Genomic DNA, 22,081 nt, shown 5'->3' with positions numbered 1-22,081 from the left:
GCTCAGACGAGTCGCGCCGTCGTGCCTCGGACGTTGAGCTCGTACGGCAGGGCGGCGGGCGGCCGCACGGCGTCGGGGTCGGTGAGCTTCGCGAGGACCGCGTCGGCCGCGCGCTCGCCCTGCCCGAGCGGGAACTGGTCGACCGTGGTGAGGCGGAAGAACTCGCCGAGCTCATGGCCGTCGATGCCCACGATGGACAGGTCGCCCGGCACCGCGAAGCCGAGGTCGCGGGCGGCGAGGAGCGCCCCGATCGCCATCTCGTCCGAGGCGGCGAACACCGCGGTGGGACGCGGCCCCGGACGCCCGAGGAGCTGTTTCGCGGCGCGATAGCCGCCCTCGACCGTGAAGTCCGCCGGCTCCAGGAACGCCGGGTTGAGGGGGATGCCGGCCGCGGCCAGCGCCCGCTCGAAGCCGAGCCGACGGTTGGTGGGGATGTGGAAGTCGATGTCGAACTCGGGGTTCGCGCCGATGTGGGCGATCTCCGTGTGTCCGAGCCCGAGCAGGTGCTCCGTCGCGAGCTGGGCCACGGCGACGTCGTCGACGGTGAGGGTGTCGAGCTTCGGGTTGGGCCCGCCGATCGCGATCACGGGGAGCCCGAGGTCGAGGAGCTGCTGGGTCTCGTCCTCGTCCAGCTCGATGGACACGGCGATCACGGCGTCCACACGCTGGCGGCGCAGGAACGTGTCGAAGACGTGACGGCGCACGTCCTTGTCGGCGGTGATGTTGTAGAGCGTGATGTCGTAGCCCGCCCGCATGAGTGCGGCGGAGACCCCGGACAGCACCGTGCTGAAGAACCAGCGGTCGAGGAACGGCACGACGACCCCGATGTTGCGCGTGCGCCCCGACGCCAGGCTCGAGGCGCGGGAGGACACCACGTACCCGAGGGAGGCGGCGGCCGCCTGCACGCGCTCCCGCGCGGACTCGGAGACGTGCCCCCGGCCGCTCAGCGCACGGGAGACCGTCGCGGTGGAGACGCCGGCGAGCCGGGCGACCTCGTCGATGCTCGCCATCGTCTGTCCTTCGGATCGGAGACGCCCGTGGCGCGCCCCGGGGGAGCGCGCCACGGGCGCAGCGGGTGTCAGGCCTTGGTGTACCAGACGGCGGTGTCGACGGGCACCTCGGGGCCGTCGAACGGCTGGCTGCGGAGCAGGACGACCGCGCCTTCCGGAAGGTCGAGCGGAGCCGCGCCGAGGTTCGCCAGCACGTGCACCTCGCCGCGGCGGAAGGCGACGGCATCGGGACCGGCGTCCTCCCACACCAGCGACCCGGTGCCGAACCCGAACTCGCGACGGCCGGCGAGCAGGCGCTTGTACAGGGCGAGGGTCGACGCCGGGTCGACCTCCTCGACATCCCGGGCGTAGGCCGCCCAGTCCGCGGGCTGCGGGAGCCACGAGAGGCCGGTGTCGTTGAAGCCGAAGGCGGGAGCCTCCGCCTCCCACGGCAGCGGCACGCGGCAGCCGTCGCGGCCGTAGCGCTCGCCGTTCGTGCGGAACCACGTCGGGTCCTGGCGGTACTCGTCCGGGATCTCCATGGCCTCGGGCAGCCCGAGCTCCTCGCCCTGGTACAGGTAGGCCGAGCCGGGGAGTGCGAGCATCAGTGTGGTGGCCGCGCGGGCGCGGGCGAGGCCGATGGCGGTGTCGGGCTTGTCCGGAGTGTTCGGGCCGATGCCCTCGCCCTGGGGGTTGTCGATCGTGAGGGCGAGGCGCGTGGCGTGCCGGACGACGTCGTGGTTGGACAGCACCCAGGTGCTGGGGGCGCCGACCGCGCCGAACGCGTCCAGCGACTCGCGGATCACGTCGCCGAGCGCCTTCGCGTCCCACGCCGTCATCAGGTAGGGGAAGTTGAAGGTCTGGTGCATCTCGTCCGGACGCACCCAGAGCGCGGTCTCCTTCAGCGTCGGCATCCAGGCCTCGCCGCACAGGGCGCGGTCGCCGTCGTACTCGGCGAGCACCTTGTGCCAGTCCCGGTAGATCTCGTGCACGCCGTCCTGACCCCAGTACGGCACGTTCGACTCGCCGCCGCCCATGGAGTCGGCGTCCGTCGGCGGCGTGTAGTCGGGCAGGCCCTCGGTCTTGATCATGCCGTGGGCCACGTCGACCCGGAAACCGTCGACGCCGCGGTCGAGCCAGAAGCGCAGGATCGAGCGGAACTCCTCCTGCACTTCCTCGTTGTTCCAGTCGAAGTCCGGCTGCGTGGCGTCGAAGATGTGCAGGTACCACTGGCCGGGGGTGCCGTCGGCCTCGGTGACGCGCTGCCACATGCCGCCGCCGAACACCGACTCCCAGTTGTTCGGGGGCAGTTCGCCGTTCTCGCCACGGCCGTCGCGGAAGATGTAGCGCGCGCGCTCCGGGCTGCCCGGGGCGGCCTTGAGCGCCTCCTGGAACCAGGGGTGCTGGTCGGACGAGTGGTTGGGGACGAGGTCGACGATCACGCGGATGCCGCGGGCGTGCGCGGCCTCGAGCATCTCGTCGAAGTCGGCCAGCGTGCCGAACAGGGGGTCGACGTCGCGGTAGTCGGCCACGTCGTAGCCGGCGTCGCGCTGCGGGCTCGTCATGAAGGGGCTGAGCCAGATCGCGTCGACGCCGAGCTCCTGCAGCGCGTCGAGGCGGCTCGTGATGCCCGGCAGGTCGCCGATGCCGTCGCCCGAGGCGTCCGCGAAGGAGCGGGGGTAGATCTGGTAGATGACGGCGCTGCGCCACCACTCGGAACCGGGGGCTGCGATCTGTTCGAGCTGTGCCATGCGATCAGGCTACTGCAAACGCTTACAGTCCCGCCACCACAGGTATCGAAACGGTTCGGCACCCTCTCTCGCCCCTCCCGCCGACCCCCCCTTTCCGTCCGACCCACCCCCTTGCCGACGGCCGGAACGGGCCGGGAGGAACGGAAGGGGGTGGGTCGACAGGGGATGAGGGTCAGGGCGTCGGCATGCCGCCGTTGACGTTCAGGGTCTCGCCGAGCACGTAGCTCGACTCCGGGGAGGCGAGGAAGACGTAGGCGGGAGCGAGCTCGGCGGGCTGACCCATCCGGCCGAGCGGGGTGTCCTGGCCGAACTGGGCGATCTTCTCCTGCGGCTGCCCGTCGCTCGGCTGCAGCGGGGTCCAGATCGGTCCCGGAGCCACGGCGTTCACGCGGATGCCCTTCGGCGCGAGCTGCTGGGCGAGGCCCTTGGTGAACGCGTTTATGGTCGACTTCGTCGAGGCGTAGTCGACGAGGATGTCCGACGGCGAGTAGGCCTGGATCGAGGTCGTGTTGATGATCGTCGAGCCGGCGGGGAGGTGCGGGAGGGCGGCCTTCGTGATCCAGAACATCGCGTACACGTTCGTCTTGAAGGTGTCGTCGAACTGCTCGTCCGTCACATCGGTGAGGGACTCCTGGAAGACCTGCTTGCCGCCGTTGTTGACGAGGATGTCGAGTCCGCCGAGCGCCGCGACGGCCTCGGCCACCAGGGTGCGGCAGTACTCCGGGTCGCGCAGGTCTCCGGGGATCGTGGCGACGGTGGCGCCCGCCTCGCGGAGGATGCCGGCGATGCGGCTCGCGTCCTCCTCCTCTTCCGGGAGGTAGGAGATCGCGACGTCGGCGCCCTCGCGCGCGAACGCGATCGCGGTGGCCGCGCCGATGCCCGAGTCGCCGCCGGTGATGAGCGCCTTGCGGCCGGTCAGCCGTCCGGTGCCGCGGTACGACTCCTCGCCGAGGTCGGCCTTCGGGGTGAGGTCGGCGTCGAGACCGGGCTCGCGCATGTGCTGCTTCTGCGGCTGGATGTCGGCGTAGAGCTCGACCGGGTCGGTGAAGGTGTACTGGTCGCGGGACATGGGTGTCCTTTCCGGGAGGTCGGGGACGGGAGGACCATCGTGCGCGTCGCCCTCCGGGTCCGGCAAACGCCTTGCACGCATCCGGTCGCTTTGGTACACGCGCATGTGGCCGAAAGACACTTCCCCCGCGCCTCCTGTCATGACAGGGTGGCGAGCATCCCCCCGTGTCGCTCGCGGCATGTCCCCCGGGGGTCCTGTCGTCGAGAGGTCGTGATGTCCGCTTCCGCCCGCCGATCCGCGCCCTGGGCGGTCGTCGCCGCACTCGTCGTCGGTGCCGTGCTCGCCGGCGCCGCCCCTGCCGTGTCGGACGCGTTCGGCGCCCGTGCGCAGCCCCCGGCGGATCCGGTGAACGACCCCGCTGCCTCGGTGGCGCTCGCGTACGAGTTCCTGGACGCCCGGGTCGACGAGTTCTGCGACGGCGAGGGCCGCTGCCTGCCGCGCAGCTACCAGGGCGGGTTCTTCACCACGCCGTCGTGGGACTTCACCCCCTCCTTCGTGTACGACGACGCCCTCGTCGTGATCGCCTACACGGCCCGCGGTCTGCCGGAAGACCTGCGCCGCGCGCGGGCCGTCGCCGACACCCTCCTCTTCGTGCAGGAGAACGACCCCGTCGGGGACGGCCGCGTCCGCACGTCATACGAGCCGCACGGCATCCGGCAGGGGCGCATGGAGATCACCGGACCCGGTACCTTCACCGGGAACCAGGCCTGGGTGGGCATGGCGCTCGCCCGGCTCTTCCACGCCACCGGCGAGACGGCCTACCTCGACGGCGCGGTGCGCATCGCGGAGTGGATCCAGGACAACACCGCCGACATGACGCGGGCGCCGTACGGCTACACCGGCGGGCAGACCGATGCCGGGGTGCCGCTGGAGTGGAAGTCCACCGAGCACAACAGCGACATCGCCGGGTTCTTCACGCAGCTCGCCCCGCTCACGGGCGACGAGGTGTGGGCGGAGCGTGCGGCGGTGGCCGCGGGATTCGTCGCGGCGATGCAGAGCGCCGACGGGCACGTGGACACCGGGACGCTGCTCGACGGCAGCACGATCAACACCCGGCCCATCCCGCTCGACGCGCAGACGTGGAGCCTGCTCGGCACCGGGGACGCCCGATACGGCTGGGCCGTCGACTGGACGCTCGCGCACCTCGTGGCCCAGGACGGCCCGTATCGGGGCCCGTCGATCAGCGACGCGGACGTGTCCAAGGTCTGGTTCGAGGGCAGCGGGCACCTCGCGCTGGCGCTGCAGGAGCGTGCGGCCGCCGGCGACCAGGCTCGTGCGGAGGAGCTGCTGGCCGACATCCGCCTGGTGCAGCGGGACGCACCGAACGGCGACGGCAAGGGGATCGTGGCGACCTCGACCGACGGACTCGACTCCGGCTTCGGCGACCTCTACTACGCGAGCCTGCACACCGGGACGACGGCCTGGTATCTGCTCGCGGCCGTGGGCGACAACCCGTTCCGTCTCCCCTGACCTCGCCTGTCGGCCCGGCCTCTTGCGGTCGCCCCGGCCCCTTCCGCGCGCCCGCAACGGGGTGGGACGCCCGCAGAGGGGTGGGTCGACGGAGGGGTCAGGCGGCGACGCGGGCGACGGCGGCGATCGCGCTCGTGAAGAAGTCGAGGCCGTCGACGCCGCTGCGCATCGCGACCGCGGTGTCCGGACCGAAACCGGGCTCGGTGGCGTGCTCGGGGTGCGGCATGAGCCCCACGACGTTGCCCGCCTCGTTCGTCAGCCCCGCGATGTCGCGCAGCGAGCCGTTCGGGTTCACGCCGGCGTAGCGGAACGCCACGAGACCCTCGCCCTCGATGCGGTCGAGCGTCTGCTCGTCGGCGATGTAGCCGCCGTCCGCGTTCTTCAGCGGGATCACGATCTCCTGGCCGCTGCGGAAGGCGTTGGTCCAGGCGGTGTCGGCGTTCTCGACCGTGAGCTTCTGGTCGCGGCGCACGAAGTGCTGGTGGTTGTTGCGGATCAGGCCGCCGGGCAGCAGGTGCGCCTCGACGAGCATCTGGAACCCGTTGCAGATGCCGAGCACGGGCATGCCCTTCGCGGCGGCGTCCTTGACCTCGCTCATGATGGGCGAGAGGGCGGCGATGGCGCCCGCGCGGAGGTAGTCGCCGTAGCTGAACCCGCCGGGGAGGACGAGGGCGTCGACGCCCTCGAGGTCGTGCGAGCCGTGCCACAGGGCGACCGGCTCGGCTCCGGCGATGCGGACGGCGCGCTGCGCGTCGACGTCGTCCAGCGAGCCGGGGAAGGTGACGACGCCGATGCGGACGGTCACTCCGCCACCTCGACGCCCACGACGTCCTCGATCACGGCGTTCGACAGGACCTCGTCGGCGAGGCGGCGGGCCTCGGCGAGGACCTCGTCGGTGACCTCGCCCTCGACCGTGAGCTCGAAGCGCTTGCCGATGCGGACGTCGCTGAAGCCCTCGACGCCCAGGCGGGCGAAGGCGCCGGAGACGGCCTTCCCCTGCGGGTCGAGCAGTTCGGGCTTGGGCATGACGTCGACGACGATGGTGGGCATGACGGCTCCAAGAGTCGCGGGCGGACGGGCACCCCCAGTCTACGCCCCGCCGATACTCCGCCGAGACCCCGGCCTCCCGCCCAGACCCCGTCCTGTGCACGCCGCTCCGCCGGGGTGTCGGCGAGGAACCGGGGTCTCGGGGTCAGGGAGGGGGTGAGGGGGGTCAGGAGTGGAAGACGGTGTGGAGGTCGCCGATCGCCTCGCGGCCACCGAGGCCGTCGATCTCGAAGAGCACCGAGATGCCGGCGACGTGGCTGCCGAGACGCTCCACGAGCTGGCGACCGGCGGCCAGGGTTCCTCCGGTGGCGAGCACGTCGTCGATGAGGAGGACCCGGGAGCCCGCGGGCAGGTCGTCGTGCATCTCGATGGTCGCCGTGCCGTACTCGAGGGCGTAGTCGACGGAGGCGGCGGGGCGGGGGAGCTTGCCGGCCTTGCGGATCGGGATCAGCCCGACCCCTGCGGCGATGGCGGCGGCCCCGGCGAGGATGAAGCCCCGTGCCTCGATGCCGGCCACCACGTCGAACTGCCCCGCGAAGGGCTCGATGATCGCCTCGGTCGTCACGCGGAGGGCCTCGGCGTCGGCGAGGAGCGGCGTGATGTCGCGGAAGATGATGCCGGGCTCCGGGTAGTCCGGGATGCTGCGGATCAGGGATTCGGCGCGGGTGAGGGCAGGGGAGAGCGTGGCTTCGGGCACCGGACAAGGGTACGCCGGTTGCGCCGGGACGAGCCCCAGGGTGCAGCTCTTGACATCGTGGGAGCGCTCCCATAGAGTTCACGACAGTTCGTGGGAGCGCTCCCACGACCTCCCGAAGCACCATCCGCACGAACCCACAAAGGAGTGAACCGTGAACTCACGTGCCCGCACCCGGATCCTGGCGACAGCAGCCGTGGCATCCGTCTCCGCCCTCGCCCTGGCCGGCTGCTCCGGCAGCACCGGCGGCGACGGCGACACCGGCGGCAGCGCCGACGAGAAGGTCACACTGACCGTCACCACCTTCGGCACCTTCGGCTACGACGACCTCTACAAGGAGTACGAGAAGGCGCACCCGAACGTGACGATCGAGGCGACCAACATCGACACCGGCGGCAACGCCCGCACCGACGCCTTCACCAAGATCGCCGCCGGCTCCGGCCTCAGCGACATCGTCGCGATCGAGGAGGGCTGGCTCGGCGCCATCATGGACGTCTCGGACACCTTCGTCGACCTGCGCGACTACGGCATCGAGGACCGCAAGGACGACTGGGTCGACTGGAAGTACGGCCAGGCGACCGACGCCGAGGGCCGCGTCATCGGCTACGGCACCGACATCGGCCCGAGCGGCATCTGCTACAACGGCGCCGCGTTCGAGGCCGCCGGCCTGCCCAGCGACCGCGAGTCCGTCGCCGAGCTTCTGAACGGCGACTGGGAGAACTACTTCCAGGTCGGCGCCGACTACACGGCCAAGACCGGCAAGGCGTGGTACGACCACTCCGGCTTCGTCTGGAACGCCATGGTGAACCAGCTCGACGAGGGCTACTACACCGCCGACGGCGAGCTGAACGTCGAAGGCAACGACGAGCTCCAGGAGCGCTTCGAGCTCCTCGGCGCCGCGACCGAGGGCGGCCAGTCCGCGGCACAGACCGCATGGGACTGGAACGGCGGCAAGTCGTTCGTCGACGGCACCTTCGCCACCTTCGTCTGCCCCGGCTGGATGCTCGGCGTCGTGCAGGGACAGGTCGAGGCCGGCGGCGGCGACGCGTCGACGGGCTGGGACTTCGCCGACGTCTTCCCCGGTGGTGCGGCCAACTGGGGCGGCGCGTTCCTCTCCATCCCGGAGTCGTCGGAGCACAAGGAGGCCGCGGCCGAGCTCGCCGACTGGCTGACGCAGCCCGAGCAGCAGGTGAAGCAGTCCGCCGCCGCGGGCAACTTCCCGTCGACCATCAAGGCGCAGGAGTCCCTCGCCGAGGAGGCCACGCCCAACGAGTTCTTCAACGACGCGCCGACCGGTGCCATCCTCGCCGAGCGCGCCAAGGGCGTCGTCGCGCAGTTCAAGGGCGCCGATGACTCGGTGATCCAGGAGAACGTCTTCGGCCCGGCGCTGAGCGCGCTCGACCGCGGCGAGACCGACACGCAGGGCGCCTGGGACCAGGCGATCGGCCTCCTGAACGACCTCGTCGGCTGATCATCTCGCTTCGACAGGCTCAGCGACCCAGTGTGGACGCGCAGCGCCCCGAGTGGGTGGCTGAGCCTGTCGAAGCCCGGCTAAGGACACGCCCATGACCCTCACCGCCCCGCCGGCGGAGCCGCAGGCCGCCGCCCCCGCTGCGGCGGACGCTCCGCCGCGACGCTCCTGGCGCACCCGCGTCTCCCGTTTCGACCACCGCGCCTCGCCGTACTTCTACATCTCCCCGTTCTTCCTCCTCTTCGGGCTCATCGGCCTCTTCCCGCTGCTGTACACGGTGTGGGTCGCGGTGCACGAGTGGGACCTGCTGAAGGGCGAGGGGCCGTTCGTCGGCTTCGGCAACTTCGCGGCGATCCTCGGCGACGGCATGTTCTGGAACTCCATCCGGAACACGCTGAGCATCTTCCTGCTCTCCGCCATCCCGCAGCTCGCCGTCGCCCTGGTGATCGCGTACCTGCTGGACCGCGGACTGCGGACGCCCACGTTCTGGCGGATGAGCGTCCTCATCCCGTTCGTGGTCACCCCGGTGGCCGTGGCGATCATCTTCTCCAGCATCTTCAACGAGGCGGACGGGCTGGCCAACAACCTGCTCAACCTCGTCGGCATCGCCGATCAGCAGTGGAAGCACGACACGTTCCTGTCGCACATCGCGATCGCCGTCATGGTGAACTTCCGCTGGACCGGCTACAACGCCCTCATCCTCCTCGCCGCGATGCAGGCCGTGCCCCGCGACCTCTACGAATCGGCCGCGCTCGACGGTGCCGGGGCGGTGCGGCGGTTCTTCGCCATCACGATCCCCACCATCCGTCCCACGCTGATCTTCGTCATCATCACGGCGACCATCGGCGGTCTGCAGATCTTCGCCGAACCGCGGCTGTTCGACGTCTCCACCGCGGGCGGCATCGGCGGCAGCGACCGGCAGTTCCAGACGACCGTGCTGTTCCTCTGGGAGCTGGCGTTCTTCCGCCGGAACCTGGGCGAGGCCTCGGCCGTCGCGATCCTGCTCTTCCTGCTGATCGTCGCGATCGGCCTCATCAACTTCCTGGTCTCCCGGCGCATCGCCACCGGAGACGCCCCGAAGAACCGCGCGGCCCGGCGCCGCATCCGCCCGACCGGGAAGGAGGAGGCGCGATGACCGCCACCCAGGCCCTCAGCGTGCCGGAGCGGATCCGCCGCCGGCGCGGCACCGCGAGCGGGAGCGCCGGTCTCGGCAGCCGCCCCGGCTTCCTCACCTACGGCCTCCTCGCGGCCTTCGTCATCGGCGGCGCCTACCCGCTGTGGTGGTCGTTCGTCGTCGCGAGCGGGACGAACGCGACCCGCGGCGAGACCCTGCCGCTCATCCCCGGCGGCAACTTCCTCGCGAACGCGGCGAAGGTGTTCGACGCGATCCCGTTCTGGCTCGCCCTGGGCAACTCGTTCCTCATCTCGACGATCATCACCATCTCCGTCGTCACGTTCTCGACCCTGGCCGGCTACGCGTTCGCGAAGCTCCGCTTCCGCGGGCGGGACGGCCTCATGGTGTTCGTGATCGCGACGATGGCCATCCCCACACAGCTCGGCATCATCCCGCTGTTCATGCTGATGCGCGAACTCGGGTGGACGGGGACGATCGGGGCGGTGATCGTGCCGACCCTCGTCACGGCGTTCGGGGTGTTCTTCATGCGGCAGTACCTCGTGGACGTGATCCCGGACGAGCTCATCGAGGCCGCCAGGGTCGACGGCGCGAACCAGTTCCGCACCTTCCTCACCGTCGGGGTGCCCGCGGCGCGGCCGGCCATGGCGATCCTCGGACTGTTCACGTTCATGACCGCCTGGACCGACTACCTCTGGCCCCTGATCGTGCTCTCCCCCCAGAACCCGACGCTGCAGACGGCACTCAGCCAGCTGCAGTCCGGCTACTACATCGACTACTCGATCGTGCTCACCGGCGCGGTGCTCGCGACCCTTCCGCTCCTCGTGCTCTTCGTGATCGCAGGGCGGCAGCTGGTCAGTGGCATCATGGCGGGCGCGGTGAAAGGATGACCCCTATGACGCGTGCCTTCCCCTCGGACTTCCTCTTCGGCGCGGCGACCGCGGCCTACCAGATCGAGGGCGCCGCCTTCGAGGACGGACGGACAGCCTCCATCTGGGACGCGTTCTGCCGAGTGCCGGGGGCCGTGGTCGGCGGCGACGACGGGGATGTGGCGTGCGACCACTACCACCGGTATCCGCAGGACGTGGCGCTGATGAAGGAGCTCGGACTCCAGACGTACCGCTTCTCCACCTCGTGGTCGCGGGTGCGCCCCGACGGCGGCGCGGTCAACCGGGCGGGGGTCGACTTCTACAGCCGCCTCGTCGACGAGCTCCTCGCGGCCGACATCCTGCCCTGGCTCACGCTGTACCACTGGGACATGCCCCAGGCGCTGCAGGAGGTCGGCGGCTGGACGAACCGTGACACCGTCGACCGCTTCCTGGAGTACGCGGGCACCATGCACGACGCCCTCGGCGACCGCGTGAACGTGTGGACGACGCTCAACGAGCCGTGGTGCTCGTCCTTCCTCTCCTACACCGGAGGCGAGCACGCGCCAGGGCACACCAACGTCGCCGAGGGGCTGCTGGCCTCGCACCACCTGCTGCTCGCGCACGGTGCGACGGTGCGGGAGCTCCGCGGCCGCGACGCCTCCCTCAACCTGGGCATCACGCTGAACCACACGGTGGCCGATCCCGCCGACCCGCAGAACCCCGCGGACGTGGACGCCGCCCGGCGGCTGGACGGCCAGTTCAACCGGTGGTTCCTCGACCCCATCTACCGGGGCGCCTACCCCGCCGACACCGTGGAGGACATCCGCGCGGTGGACCCCGAGGCCGTGGCGCGGTTCGAGGCGGCGGTGCACGAGGGCGACCTCGACACCATCGCCCAGCCCATCGACACGCAGGGCGTGAACTACTACCACGGCGACCTCGTGTCCGGCACGGGTCCCGACGACGCGGCGGTGTCCAGCGGCCCGGAGACGGCGCACGTGACGCGGAGCCCGTATCCCTCGCACGAGGGCATCCACGCCGTCGAGCGCGGACTGCCGCGGACCGCCCAGGGCTGGGAGGTCCAGCCGGAGGGACTCACGCGACTCCTGCAGCGGCTCTGGACCGAGTACGCCGAGCCCGCGGGCGTGGTGCTCTCGGTGACCGAGAACGGCGCGGCTTACGACGACACCGTCGTGGGGGAGGGCGGGGAGACCAGGGTGCCCGACGCCGACCGCACCGCGTTCCTGCGCGCGCACCTCGACGCCGTGCTGGACGCCAGGGACAGTGGCGTGGACGTCCGCGGCTACTTCTACTGGTCCCTGTTCGACAACTTCGAGTGGGCCTGGGGGTACGACAAGCGCTTCGGGATCGTCCGCGTGGACTACGACACCCAGGAGCGGACGGTCAAGGACTCCGGTCGCGAGTACGCCCGCATCATCGCCGCGCGTTCCCTCTGAGCGTTCGAATCGCCCGATTGGCCCCATCTGCGGCCGAAATGGGACCAATCGGGCGATTCGAAGCGGGGATTTTCACGGCCTGGCTCCGGGTGGATGAGAATGGGGCGATGGAAGAGAGCATGCGGTGATGTCGCCCCGGGCGACCATCGAGGAGGTCGCGGCGGCCGCCGGCGTGTCCCGGTCGACCGTGTCGCGGGTCGTCAACGGGTCGACGGCGGTCAGCCCCGAAGCGCTCGCCGCCGTGCGCGCCGCGATCGACGAGCTCAACTACGTGCCGAACCGGGCCGCCCGCTCGCTCGCCTCCCGGCAGACGCATGCCATCGCCCTCATCGTCCCCGAGGACACGACGCGTTTCTTCGGCGACCCGTTCTTCGCGGCGATCGTGGCCGGCATCACCGGTGCCCTCCGCAGCTCCGACTACCTGCTGAACCTCCTGATCGCCAGCGACGACCCCGGCGACAAGATGACGAGCTTCGTGCGCAACGGCGGCGTCGACGGCGCGCTGATCGTGTCGCACCACACGAGCGACGCGTTCGTCGACCGGATCGCCGATGCCGTGCCCGTCGTCTACGGCGGCCGTCCGGTGCGCCGGGCCGAGGGCGACTACGTGGTCGACGTCGACAACGTCGCCGGAGCGCGCGCGGCCACGCAGCGCCTCGTCGACATCGGACGCACCCGCATCGCCACGATCACCGGGCCCCTCACGATGCCGTCGTCGACCGACCGCGTGCAGGGGTTCCGCGCCGCGCTGACCGCGGCCGGCCTGGCACCCGTCGCCGAGGAGGAAGGCGACTACAGCGAGGCCAGCGGTGCCGACGCCGCCCGCCGCCTGCTCGCGGGAGGGCGGCCCGACGCGATCTTCGTCGCCAGCGACCTCATGGCCCGCGGAGCGCTCACGGCGCTGCGGGGTGCCGGGGTGCGGGTGCCCGAGGACATCGCCCTCGTGGGGTTCGACGACTCGTCGGTGGCCCTCACCACCGACCCGCCCCTGACGACGATGCGCCAGCCGATGTACGCCCAGGGCGAGGCGATGACGCAGGTGCTGCTCTCCCGGCTCGCGGGGGAGGATCCGCCGCGCACGACCATCCTCCCGACGGAGCTCGTCGTCCGCGGGTCCGCCTGAACCGCTCCGACCGCGGGCACGGGTGAGGCCCGATCGCGGACGACCGGGCCTCGAGGGTCCTGCACCTCGGCGACGAGGGCGTCAGTTCCCGTAGAGCGAGACGACGCCGCTGCGGTCGACGCTGGTCATCGACAGATCGGCCGAGCTGCCGTTGCACTGCGGGTAGTGCATGATCGACGACGAGTCGTACGGCGTGAGCGGACGCCAGTTGTTGTCCTCGAAGCAGGTGCCCGCCTCCGGGCGGGTGTGCTCGTGGCGGAAGCCGAGCACGTGGCCCAGCTCATGGCCGAGCACGTTCGTCGGGGTCCACGCTCCGGCGCTCCAGATCGAGTCGTCGATGAGGACGTTCTGCTGCCGGGCCGGCGTGCTGGGGAAGAAGGCGCGGGCGATGTACTGCGTCGTGGCCACGGGCTCGACGGAGAAGACGACGGCGTTGTTCCGCGTGGTGCAGTTGGCGTCGGCGCTGCTCACGTAGCGGAAGTCGACCTTCGACGACGCGGACTCCCAGAGCGCCGCGCCGCCCTCCATCGCCCGGACGACGTCGGCGTGACGGCTGCCGAACTTCGTGCTCACGCAGTAGGTGAGGTTGGCCGCCTGCGAGGCCGACCACTTGTCGTCGATGTTGTTGACCGTGTTGACGATGAGGCCGTCGTTGCGGGTCTCGGGTCCGATCAGCCGGTCGTAGAACGCGCGCAGCTCCTTCTTGCCCGAGATCACCTCGTCGCCGTTGACGACGTAGGCGCCGTCGATGTCCCGATAGGTCGACGCGGCGAACTCCTGGTACGAGGGCGCGGAGTCGTCGGGGGATGCGGCCGTGGCGGGGATGACCGCGCTGAGGCTGAGCGCGGCCGCCGCGGTGGCGGCGAGCGCGAGTTTTCTGGTGAATCGCATGGAAGATCCTCTTCGATCTGAGCAGTGCCGCGCGTCCGGTGGGCGTGCGGACTCCGGCCGGAACGGTGAGCATCGCTGCCACCGAGGGGCCGAAGCCCGCTCACGCTAACGTCGCCGTTTCGACGGGGTCAAGGCGCGACACGGCCCCTCACGCGCTTTCTGCACTCAGGTCAGAAACCGTCCCCGCCGGTCGACGTCGAAGGTGCCGTCGCCGCTCGGTCGGACGTCGGCACCGGGGATCGACGACCGGGCCTGGTCGTCGGTCCGTCGTCGTACGCCGGATGTCGATGAGGACCACGGACGCGTCTCCGCCACCCCCTCCCTCGGAGGAAGACGCGTCCGTGGCCTGCTGCGGCGAGCCCCCGCGCCGCGAGTGCTCGCACCCTCCATAGGTTGAACGAGCATTCAGTGATTAACCTATCCCGAGACGGCCCGTGAGGGAATTCCGCCGGACGACCCGGGAGGTGGACACCGCATGGCGCGATCGGATGCGCAGAACCGTCTGGCGCGCGAGCGTGCCAGGGAGAACATCCTCCAGGCGGCGATCGAGGTGTTCAGCGAACGCGGCGTCGCCGGGGCGGGCATCGCCGAGATCACGCGGCGCGCCGGCGTCGCCCAGGGGCTGGTGAACTACCACTTCGGCGGCAAGGACCAGCTCATCGCCGCCGTGATCGACCGGTGGTTCGAGACGGTGCTGGGGTTCGCGCAGGTGCAGGGGACGCCCGACGAGATGCTCGCCGCGATCATCGACGGGGCGATCGGGGCGACGGCCTTCGCGATGCCGCTGCAGCGCGCGGTGCTCGCCATGCAGCAGCAGCCGCTCACCCACCGGCTCTTCGCGGAGTCGGAGCAGCGCTACGCGGACGGCGCGACGGCCGCGGAGGATGCCGTGCGCGCCGTCTTCCGTGCTCGAGGCGCCGAGGATCCGGCCTTGGAGGAGGTCATGCTCCGCAGCACCCTGGAGGGGGTGTTCGTGAAGTACTGCGTCTTCGGCGACACCTATCCGCTCGAGGACGCGCGGCGCTGGCTGCACCGCCGGTACGATCTCCCGGAGCCGACCGCCGCCCTCCCGGGTGTGCCGACGCCGCACGGGGGCGAACCCCGGCCGCGGGCGACGGCGGCACTGCGGACCGACGCGTCCTGAGCCGCCGTGCTCAGTCGAGTTGCATCCGCGCGAACGCGCCGAGCACGACCCGCTCCGACTGCACGAGGTACCGTTCCAGCTCCGCCGCGCCGGCCTCCGCGCCGCGGGTGAGGAAGGTGTCGAGGACGGCGCGGTTCTTCCGGACGAACGGCTCGTGCAGGGCGCGGGGGTCGTCGATCTTGAGGAACGCGAGCCGCAGCTCCGCCGCGACGTTCCGGTAGGTGCGGGCGAGACGAGGGCTGTCGGCGAGGTCGACCAGCGCGACGTGGAACGCCATGTTCGCGCTGCCGACCGCGCGCCACGCGGAGGCGTCGTCGGCCGAGACGCCGGCGACGGCGGCCTCGGCCGCGGCGACCGCGTCGGTCATGCGCTGCACGGCGGGATGCTCGGGCTCGGACTGCCGGAGGGCCGTGCATTCGATGACCCGGCGGGCGCGGTAGATGTCGATGACGTCGGCGATCGAGGGAGAGGCCACCGAGACGCCGCGGTGCGGGATGTGCGCGACGAGCCCCTGTTCCGCGAGCACCCGGAACGCCTCACGCAGGGTGTTGCGCGACACGTCGAAGCTCTCGGCCAGCGATGACTCCGACAGCCGCGAGCCCGGGGCGACGTCGCCGTCGATGATGCGCTGACGGAGCACGTCGGCGAGCGGGCCCTGCTGGTTCATGCCTTCATCGTAGGGGCGGTCGGCGCCGGAGATCGTGCCGATGATCACACGAAAGCAACCGCGCTGTAGCACGACGGAAACATGATTGTTGAACAATCGGGTTCTGTCCGTTCTACACTGGGGGTCACCCGACACCCACCAACGACGATGGGACCCCCCTATGTCCGAGCAGTCCGCCCCCGCCCTCACCCCCGAGGACGAAGCCCGCGCCGCCCACGCGAAGAAGCGCGCCGGCCGCAGTGCCGTCATCGGCGCCATCTTCCTCATGGCGACGAGCGCCATCGGCCCCGGCTTCATCACCCAGACCGCGACGTTCACCGCCCAGATGGGGGCCGCGTTCGCGTTCGCGATCCTCGTGTCGATCCTCGTCGACATCGCGGTGCAGCTGAACATCTGGCGCATGATCACCTCGTCCGGCAAGCGCGCCGGCGAGCTCGCCAACAGCGCCATCCCCTACTCCGGGCACGTCATCGCCGTCCTCGTCGTCATCGGCGGGCTCGCGTTCAACATCGGCAACATCGCCGGTGGCGGCCTGGGCCTGAACGCCCTCCTGGGCATCGATCCGAAGGTCGGCGGCGCGCTCACGGCGGCCCTCGCGATCATCATCTTCCTCGTGAAGAAGGCCGGCAAGGTGATGGACGTCGTCCTCATCATCCTCGGCGTCGGCATGATCGTGATGACCCTGGTCGTCGCCCTCATCGCCCAGCCGCCCGTCGGCGACGCGCTGCGGCAGACCTTCGTGCCCGACCAGCTCAACTTCGCCACCATCACGACGATCGTCGGCGGCACGGTCGGCGGCTACATCACCTACTCCGGCGCCCACCGCTACCTCGACTCCGGCCACGTGGGCCCGCAGTACGCGAAGCCCGTCATGCGCGCCGCCGCCAACGGCATCCTGGTCACCGGCATCATGCGCTACGTGCTGTTCCTCGCGATCCTCGGCGTGGTGGCCTCCGGCGTGGCGCTCGACCTCTCCTCGCAGGCCGCCAACCCGGCCGGGCAGGCGTTCGGTGCGGTGCTCGGCGACGCCGGTCTGCGGATCTTCGGCGCGATCTTCTGGGCCGCCGCGATCAGCTCGGTCATCGGTGCCGCGTACACGTCGGCGACCTTCCTCTCGACCTTCACCGCGAAGCTCCGCGGGGGCTGGCCGCTGCAGCTCGCCACCGTCGCGTTCATCGTCGTGTCGCTGGCGGTCTACCTGGCGATCGGCACCGCCCCGGCCGCGATCCTCGTCTTCGTCGGCGGCTTCAACGGCCTGATCCTGCCCATCGGCCTGACGGTGTTCATGTACATCGGCTGGTTCCGCCGCGACCTGCTCGGCGACCGGAAGTACCCGATGTGGCTGCTCATCGCGGGCACGGTCGTGACCGCCCTCACCTGGTACATGGGCGCCGTCTCGATCGGCCCCATCTTCGCCTTCCTCGGAATCGGAGCGTGACATGGCGACCATCGACCTGAACTCGGACCTCGGCGAGAACGTCCCCGACCGGATCGTCAGCGACGACGCGAGCATGCTCGAGATCGTCACGAGCGCGAACGTGTCGTGCGGGTTCCACGCGGGCAGCCCGGAGGGCATCCGGGAGACCCTGGCCGCAGCCGTCGCCGGCGGCGTCGTGATCGGCGCCCACCCCGGGTACCGCGACTACGAGAACTTCGGGCGCACGAAGGTCGACATCGACTCGGCCACGCTGCAGGCGCACGTGGAGTACCAGCTCGGTGCGCTCCTCGGGCTCACCGCGGCGGTCGGCGGGCGGGTCTCCTACGTCAAGCCGCACGGGGCGCTCTACAACACCATCGCCCGCGACGAGCGGCAGTCGAAGGACGTCGTGGCGGCCATCAAGGCGATCGACCCCTCGCTCGTGCTGCTCGGCCTCGCCGGCGGCGTCGTGCTCGACGTCGCCGAACGGGCCGGACTCGCGGTCGCCGCGGAGGCCTTCGCCGACCGCGCGTACCAGCCCGACGGTCAGCTCGTCTCGCGCACCGAGGAGGGGGCCGTGCTGCACGACCCCACCGCGGTGGCCGAGCGGATGGTGCGCCTGGCCGCGGACGGCGTGATCCGGGCGATCGACGGCACCGACGTGGCCGTGTCCGCGCAGTCGATCTGCGTGCACGGCGACAGCCCGGGCTCGGTGGCGATGGCCGCGGAGACGAAGCGCCTGCTGCAGGCGGAGGGCATCACCATCGCCCCGTTCGCCGGAGCCTGACATGACCGTGCTCGCGACTCCCACCCAGCTCGCCGAGGCCCGCGCCGCCCGTGCGGCGCACCGGGCCGGCCACTCCGCGCCGACCAGCGGCGTCGCCCCGGGGCTGACCCAGGCGAATCTCATCGCGGTGCCCGCGGACTGGGCCTTCGAGACCCTCCTCTACGCGCAGCGCAACCCGAAGCCCTGCCCCGTCCTCGAGGTCATCGAGCAGGGGGAGGTGGAGTCGCGGCTCGCGCCGGGCAGCGACATCCGGACCGACATCGGGCGGTACCGCATCTGGCGGGACGGCGCGCTCGTCGAGGAGGTGTCCGACGCGACGGCGGCGTGGGACGAGCATCCCGACCTCGTCGCCTTCCTCATCGGCTGCAGCTTCACGTTCGAGACGGGGCTCGTCGAGGCCGGGATCCCGATCCGTCATCAGGAGCTCGGGCGCAACGTCCCGATGTACCGCACGGCGGTGGACTGCACCCCGGCCGGACGGCTGCGCGGCGAGATGGTGGTCTCGATGCGACCGATCCCCGCGGACCGCGTGGCCGATGCCGTGCAGATCTCCGGGCGCACCCCGGCCGTGCACGGCGCGCCCGTGCACGTCGGCGACCCTGCCGCCCTCGGCATCGCCGACGTGATGGTGCCCGACTTCGGCGACGCCCCCGAGATCCGCCCCGGCGAGATCCCCGTGTTCTGGGCGTGCGGCGTGACCCCGCAGGCGGCGATCATGGCGTCGAAGCCGCCGTTCGCCGTCACCCACGCCCCGGGCCACATGTTCGTCACCGATGTCCCGGATGCGGAGTACCGGGTCTGATGCGCATCCTCACGGCCTCCGACAGCGCGCTGCTCGTCGAGGCGGACGACCTCGAGCAGGCCATGCGGCTGAACCTCGCGTGGAGCGACGCGCCCGGTGTGCTCGAGCGCATCCCCGGCGCCCGCACGGTGCTCGTGCGCTTCGATCCGCACTGCACCTCCGCCGCCGCGCTGGCCGAGGCGCTCGCCGCGACCGAGGTCGACGCCGCGGCGCTGCCCGACGCGGGCGAGGTCACCATCCCGGTCCGCTACGACGGGGAGGATCTGGACGAGGCGGCCGCGCTCCTCGACGTCTCGGCGGAGGAACTGGTGGCCCGTCACCTCGCCGCCGACTGGCGCGTGGCCTTCTCCGGCTTCGCTCCCGGCTTCGGCTATGCCGTGAGCGGCGACCCCCTCTTCGACGTGCCGCGGCGGTCGTCGCCCCGCACCCGGGTGCCCGCCGGCTCCGTCGCGCTCGCCGGGGCGTTCAGCGGGGTGTATCCGCGGGAGAGCCCCGGCGGCTGGCAGCTCATCGGCCGGACCGCCCTGGAGATGTGGGACATCGACCGCGACCCGCCGGCTCTGCTCGCCCCGGGCCGCCGCGTGCGCTTCGTGCGTGCGGAGCGGGAGTCGGTCGCGGCGTCGCCGGCATCGGCCGACGCGACGCGGGTCGCCCATCGCGGGGACGGTCCGGCGGTCGAGGTCGTGCGATCCTCGCTGCAGCTCCTCGTGCAGGACGCGGGTCGCCCCGGCTTCGCGGCGCTGGGCGTCTCGGCCTCCGGCGTCGCCGACCGCGTCGCGATGCGCGCGGCGAACCGGGCCGTGGGCAACACGCCGACGGCGGCCGTGCTGGAGAGCGTCGGCGGGGTCGCCCTGCGCTTCCACGGCGCGGGCGTGGCCGCCGTCACCGGGGCCACCGGCTCGCTCACGCTCACCGACATCGACGGCATCGAGCGCACGCTCCTCCCCGGAGTGCCGTTCGCGACCGTCGACGGCGACGAGCTCACGCTGGGCCATCCCGAGCGCGGTCTCCGATCCGTGATCGCCGTCCGCGGCGGCTTCGCTCCGGCGGCGGCGCTCGACAGCCGCGCGACCGACACGCTCGCCGGGCTGGGTCCCGCGCCGTTGGCCGCCGGCGATCTTCTCCCCCTCGGAGACGCCGCCGTGTCGGCCGTCGAGCCGGACCCGGTGCCGCGCGCGCTTCCGGCGGCCGGGGAGCTGGTCGCGCTGGAGATCACGCTCGGCCCGCGCGACGACTGGTTCACGGCCGCCGGCGTCGAGGCGCTCACCGCGCAGGAGTGGACGGTCACGCCGCGCTCGGACCGGGTGGGCATCCGCCTGCACGGCGACGTGCCCCTGGAACGGGCGGTCGGCGGCGAGCTGCCGAGCGAAGGTGCCGTGACCGGGGCCATCCAGGTGCCGCCGGACGGTCAGCCCGTGCTCTTCCTCCCCGATCATCCGCTCACCGGCGGCTATCCCATCATCGGTGCCCTCACCGATCGCAGCCTCGACCTCGCCGCCCAGCTTCCGCCGGGCGTGCGGGTGCGCTTCACCGTCAAGGAGACCTCATGACCTCTGTGCTGATCGCCAACCGTGGCGAGATCGCGGTCCGCGTGATCCGCGCGTGCGCCGAGGCCGGCTACACGTCGGTCGCCGTCTACGCCGATCAGGACGCGGATGCCCTGCACGTGCGGCTCGCGGACGAGGCGATCGGCCTCGGCGGCGACACCGCGGCGACGACGTATCTGTCGGTCGAGGCGCTGATCGACGCGGCCCGCCGCAGCGGCGCCGACGCCGTGCACCCGGGCTACGGCTTCCTCTCCGAGAGCGCCGCGTTCGCGCGCGCCGTCGAGGACGCCGGACTCGTCTGGATCGGACCCTCGCCGGAGAGCATCGACGCGCTGGGCGACAAGATGACCGCGCGCCGGATCGCGCAGCGCGTGGGGGCTCCGCTCGCCGCGGGCACGGATCAGCCGCTGTCCGGGCCGCAGGAGGCGGTGGCGTTCGCCGAGGAGCACGGCCTGCCCATCGCGATCAAGGCCGCGTTCGGTGGGGGAGGTCGAGGGCTCAAGGTCGTCCGCGAGCTGGCGGAGGTCGCCGACGCGTTCGACGCGGCCACCCGCGAGGCGACCGCCGCGTTCGGTCGCGGGGAGTGCTTCGTGGAGCGCTTCCTGGAGAGCCCGCGGCACATCGAGGTGCAGGTGCTCGGCGACGGGCGCGGCGGCGTGGTCGTCGTGGGCGACCGCGACTGCTCGATGCAGCGCCGCAACCAGAAGCTCATCGAGGAGGCGCCCGCGCCCGGTCTCACGGAGGCGCAGCGGACGGCGTTCCACGACGCGGCACGGTTGATCTGCGCCGAGGTGCAGTACCGCGGCGTCGGCACGGTCGAGTTCCTCCTCGCCGCGGACGGCACGATCTCCTTCCTCGAGGTGAACACCCGGCTGCAGGTCGAGCACCCGGTGACCGAGGAGGTCACCGGGACCGACCTCGTCCGCGAGCAGTTCCGCATCGCGTTCGGCGAGGGGCCGTCCTTCACCGAGACCCCGGCGCCGACCGGGCACGCGTTCGAGTTCCGCATCAACGCCGAGGACCCCGGCCGCGGGTTCCTGCCCAGCCCCGGACGGGTGGACGGCCTGCGCATCCCCGGGGGACCCGGCGTGCGGTGGGACAGCGGCATCGAGGCCGGAGACACCGTGCAGCCCGCGTTCGACTCGATGATCGCGAAGCTCATCGTTCACGCGGACACCCGCGACGCGGCTCTCGTCCGTGCGCGTCGGGCGCTGCGGGAGCTCGCCGTCGAGGGTCCGGCGACCGTGATCCCGTTCGACCTCGTTGCCATCGACGACCCCGCGTTCGCGACCGCGACCTTCGCCGTGCACACCCAGTGGATCGAGACCGTGCTGCTCCCGACGCTGGAGGCGCAGCCGCGCCCCGCGGTCGCCCCGGTCTCCGGGCTGCAGCGGTTCCCGGTGGAGATCGACGGCCGCCGCGTGATGCTCGGTCTGCCCGCGGAGCTGCTGGCCGGCATCGGTCGTCCGGCGGGAGAGGTCGTGGCCCCCGTGCCGTCGGCGGACCCGTCCGAGCTCCGGGCCCCCGCGCCGGGCACGCTCGTCCGCTGGCTCGTCGATGACGGGGCCGTGGTGGCCGAGGGAGACCCGGTGGCCGTGCTCGACGCGATGAAGATGGAGACCACGGTCGCCGCGCACCGCGCCGGCACCCTCACCCCGCGCGCGGACACCGGCGCGACCCTCTCCGCCGACGCCCTCCTCGCCACGATCGCCTGACCCCCGTCCCGCCCCGCCCCGCCCCTCCGCCCCGCCCCT

20 protein-coding genes are annotated in these 22,081 nt (G+C 71.7%); 12 read left to right on the top strand and 8 right to left on the bottom strand.

What is annotated here, in order from left to right:
• Positions 1-2 precede the first annotated feature (2 nt).
• From ACIQID_RS08965 to ACIQID_RS08955, 3 genes are all read right to left on the bottom strand, one after another.
• Positions 3-1,010: a LacI family DNA-binding transcriptional regulator gene (locus tag ACIQID_RS08965; protein WP_331201726.1), complete on the bottom strand. Its 1,008-nt coding sequence runs from the start codon at positions 1,008-1,010 to the stop codon at positions 3-5.
• A 68-nt stretch (positions 1,011-1,078) separates the two neighbouring features.
• Positions 1,079-2,740 carry a glycoside hydrolase family 13 protein gene (locus ACIQID_RS08960; RefSeq protein ID WP_331201727.1) on the bottom strand — a complete coding sequence of 554 codons (1,662 nt, stop codon included), beginning with the start codon at positions 2,738-2,740 and terminating at the stop codon, positions 1,079-1,081.
• A 172-nt stretch (positions 2,741-2,912) separates the two neighbouring features.
• On the bottom strand, positions 2,913-3,809 hold the full coding sequence (locus ACIQID_RS08955) for an SDR family oxidoreductase (RefSeq protein ID WP_400283975.1): 897 nt from the start codon (positions 3,807-3,809) through the stop codon (positions 2,913-2,915).
• Between the two features lie 213 nt (positions 3,810-4,022).
• Here ACIQID_RS08955 and ACIQID_RS08950 point away from each other — a divergent pair, with 213 nt between their 5' ends.
• Positions 4,023-5,279: a hypothetical protein gene (locus ACIQID_RS08950; protein ID WP_400283972.1), complete on the top strand. Its 1,257-nt coding sequence runs from the start codon at positions 4,023-4,025 to the stop codon at positions 5,277-5,279.
• Between the two features lie 97 nt (positions 5,280-5,376).
• Here ACIQID_RS08950 and purQ read toward each other — a convergent pair whose 3' ends face one another.
• The 3 genes from purQ to ACIQID_RS08935 all read right to left on the bottom strand — a co-directional run bounded on the left by purQ (position 5,377) and on the right by ACIQID_RS08935 (position 7,023).
• Positions 5,377-6,084 (bottom strand): phosphoribosylformylglycinamidine synthase subunit PurQ, encoded by a 708-nt coding sequence (gene purQ, locus ACIQID_RS08945; RefSeq protein ID WP_312673999.1) that lies wholly within the window; start codon positions 6,082-6,084, stop codon positions 5,377-5,379.
• Positions 6,081-6,329, bottom strand: a complete 249-nt coding sequence (gene purS / locus ACIQID_RS08940; protein ID WP_312673997.1) for a phosphoribosylformylglycinamidine synthase subunit PurS — start codon at positions 6,327-6,329, stop codon at positions 6,081-6,083. Before purS ends, purQ begins: the two co-directional genes overlap by 4 nt.
• A gap of 163 nt (positions 6,330-6,492) precedes the next feature.
• Positions 6,493-7,023 carry an adenine phosphoribosyltransferase gene (locus ACIQID_RS08935; protein ID WP_268777872.1) on the bottom strand — a complete coding sequence of 177 codons (531 nt, stop codon included), beginning with the start codon at positions 7,021-7,023 and terminating at the stop codon, positions 6,493-6,495.
• 151 nt (positions 7,024-7,174) lie between these two features.
• On the opposite strand from ACIQID_RS08935, the gene ACIQID_RS08930 reads away from it, so the two are divergent.
• The 5 genes from ACIQID_RS08930 to ACIQID_RS08910 all read left to right on the top strand — a co-directional run bounded on the left by ACIQID_RS08930 (position 7,175) and on the right by ACIQID_RS08910 (position 13,072).
• Positions 7,175-8,491: an ABC transporter substrate-binding protein gene (locus tag ACIQID_RS08930; RefSeq protein ID WP_312673996.1), complete on the top strand. Its 1,317-nt coding sequence runs from the start codon at positions 7,175-7,177 to the stop codon at positions 8,489-8,491.
• A gap of 94 nt (positions 8,492-8,585) precedes the next feature.
• The gene (locus ACIQID_RS08925; RefSeq protein WP_312673995.1) at positions 8,586-9,626 is read left to right on the top strand and encodes a sugar ABC transporter permease; all 1,041 of its coding nucleotides are present in this window, start codon (positions 8,586-8,588) and stop codon (positions 9,624-9,626) included.
• The gene (locus ACIQID_RS08920) at positions 9,623-10,513 is read left to right on the top strand and encodes a carbohydrate ABC transporter permease (protein WP_025103981.1); all 891 of its coding nucleotides are present in this window, start codon (positions 9,623-9,625) and stop codon (positions 10,511-10,513) included. The genes ACIQID_RS08925 and ACIQID_RS08920 overlap by 4 nt, the downstream gene beginning before the upstream one ends.
• A gap of 5 nt (positions 10,514-10,518) precedes the next feature.
• Complete coding sequence (locus tag ACIQID_RS08915; RefSeq protein ID WP_400283965.1) at positions 10,519-11,949, top strand: GH1 family beta-glucosidase; 1,431 nt, start codon at positions 10,519-10,521, stop codon at positions 11,947-11,949.
• 127 nt (positions 11,950-12,076) lie between these two features.
• Complete coding sequence (locus ACIQID_RS08910; RefSeq protein ID WP_071327811.1) at positions 12,077-13,072, top strand: LacI family DNA-binding transcriptional regulator; 996 nt, start codon at positions 12,077-12,079, stop codon at positions 13,070-13,072.
• Between the two features lie 81 nt (positions 13,073-13,153).
• Here ACIQID_RS08910 and ACIQID_RS08905 read toward each other — a convergent pair whose 3' ends face one another.
• The gene (locus tag ACIQID_RS08905) at positions 13,154-13,963 is read right to left on the bottom strand and encodes a M57 family metalloprotease (protein WP_312673991.1); all 810 of its coding nucleotides are present in this window, start codon (positions 13,961-13,963) and stop codon (positions 13,154-13,156) included.
• 475 nt (positions 13,964-14,438) lie between these two features.
• On the opposite strand from ACIQID_RS08905, the gene ACIQID_RS08900 reads away from it, so the two are divergent.
• A complete protein-coding gene (locus tag ACIQID_RS08900) occupies positions 14,439-15,107 on the top strand; it encodes a TetR/AcrR family transcriptional regulator (protein ID WP_400283960.1) in 669 nt (222 codons plus the stop codon).
• A 10-nt stretch (positions 15,108-15,117) separates the two neighbouring features.
• On the opposite strand, the gene ACIQID_RS08895 is transcribed toward ACIQID_RS08900, so the two are convergent.
• Positions 15,118-15,774, bottom strand: a complete 657-nt coding sequence (locus ACIQID_RS08895) for a GntR family transcriptional regulator (RefSeq protein WP_136050690.1) — start codon at positions 15,772-15,774, stop codon at positions 15,118-15,120.
• A gap of 160 nt (positions 15,775-15,934) precedes the next feature.
• Here ACIQID_RS08895 and ACIQID_RS08890 point away from each other — a divergent pair, with 160 nt between their 5' ends.
• From ACIQID_RS08890 to ACIQID_RS08870, 5 genes are read left to right on the top strand one after another with little or no spacing between them, the layout of a single operon-like run.
• Entirely contained in the window at positions 15,935-17,212 is a 1,278-nt protein-coding gene (locus ACIQID_RS08890) for an NRAMP family divalent metal transporter (protein ID WP_331201736.1), read from the top strand.
• A gap of 1 nt (position 17,213) precedes the next feature.
• Positions 17,214-17,978, top strand: a complete 765-nt coding sequence (locus ACIQID_RS08885) for a 5-oxoprolinase subunit PxpA (RefSeq protein WP_312673987.1) — start codon at positions 17,214-17,216, stop codon at positions 17,976-17,978.
• 1 nt (position 17,979) lies between these two features.
• Positions 17,980-18,780 carry a putative hydro-lyase gene (locus tag ACIQID_RS08880; protein ID WP_400283955.1) on the top strand — a complete coding sequence of 267 codons (801 nt, stop codon included), beginning with the start codon at positions 17,980-17,982 and terminating at the stop codon, positions 18,778-18,780.
• Positions 18,780-20,330, top strand: a complete 1,551-nt coding sequence (locus ACIQID_RS08875; protein ID WP_400283952.1) for a carboxyltransferase domain-containing protein — start codon at positions 18,780-18,782, stop codon at positions 20,328-20,330. The genes ACIQID_RS08880 and ACIQID_RS08875 overlap by 1 nt, the downstream gene beginning before the upstream one ends.
• Positions 20,327-22,042 carry an acetyl/propionyl/methylcrotonyl-CoA carboxylase subunit alpha gene (locus ACIQID_RS08870; RefSeq protein WP_400283949.1) on the top strand — a complete coding sequence of 572 codons (1,716 nt, stop codon included), beginning with the start codon at positions 20,327-20,329 and terminating at the stop codon, positions 22,040-22,042. Before ACIQID_RS08875 ends, ACIQID_RS08870 begins: the two co-directional genes overlap by 4 nt.
• The last annotated feature ends 39 nt before the right edge of the window (positions 22,043-22,081 follow it).

Source organism: Microbacterium sp. NPDC091676, assembly GCF_044756645.1.
GTDB classification, from domain to species: Bacteria; Actinomycetota; Actinomycetes; order Actinomycetales; family Microbacteriaceae; genus Microbacterium; species Microbacterium paraoxydans_D.
The sequence above is the reverse complement of the archived record's forward strand: the minus strand, read 5'-3'. Positions and strand labels throughout refer to the sequence as shown.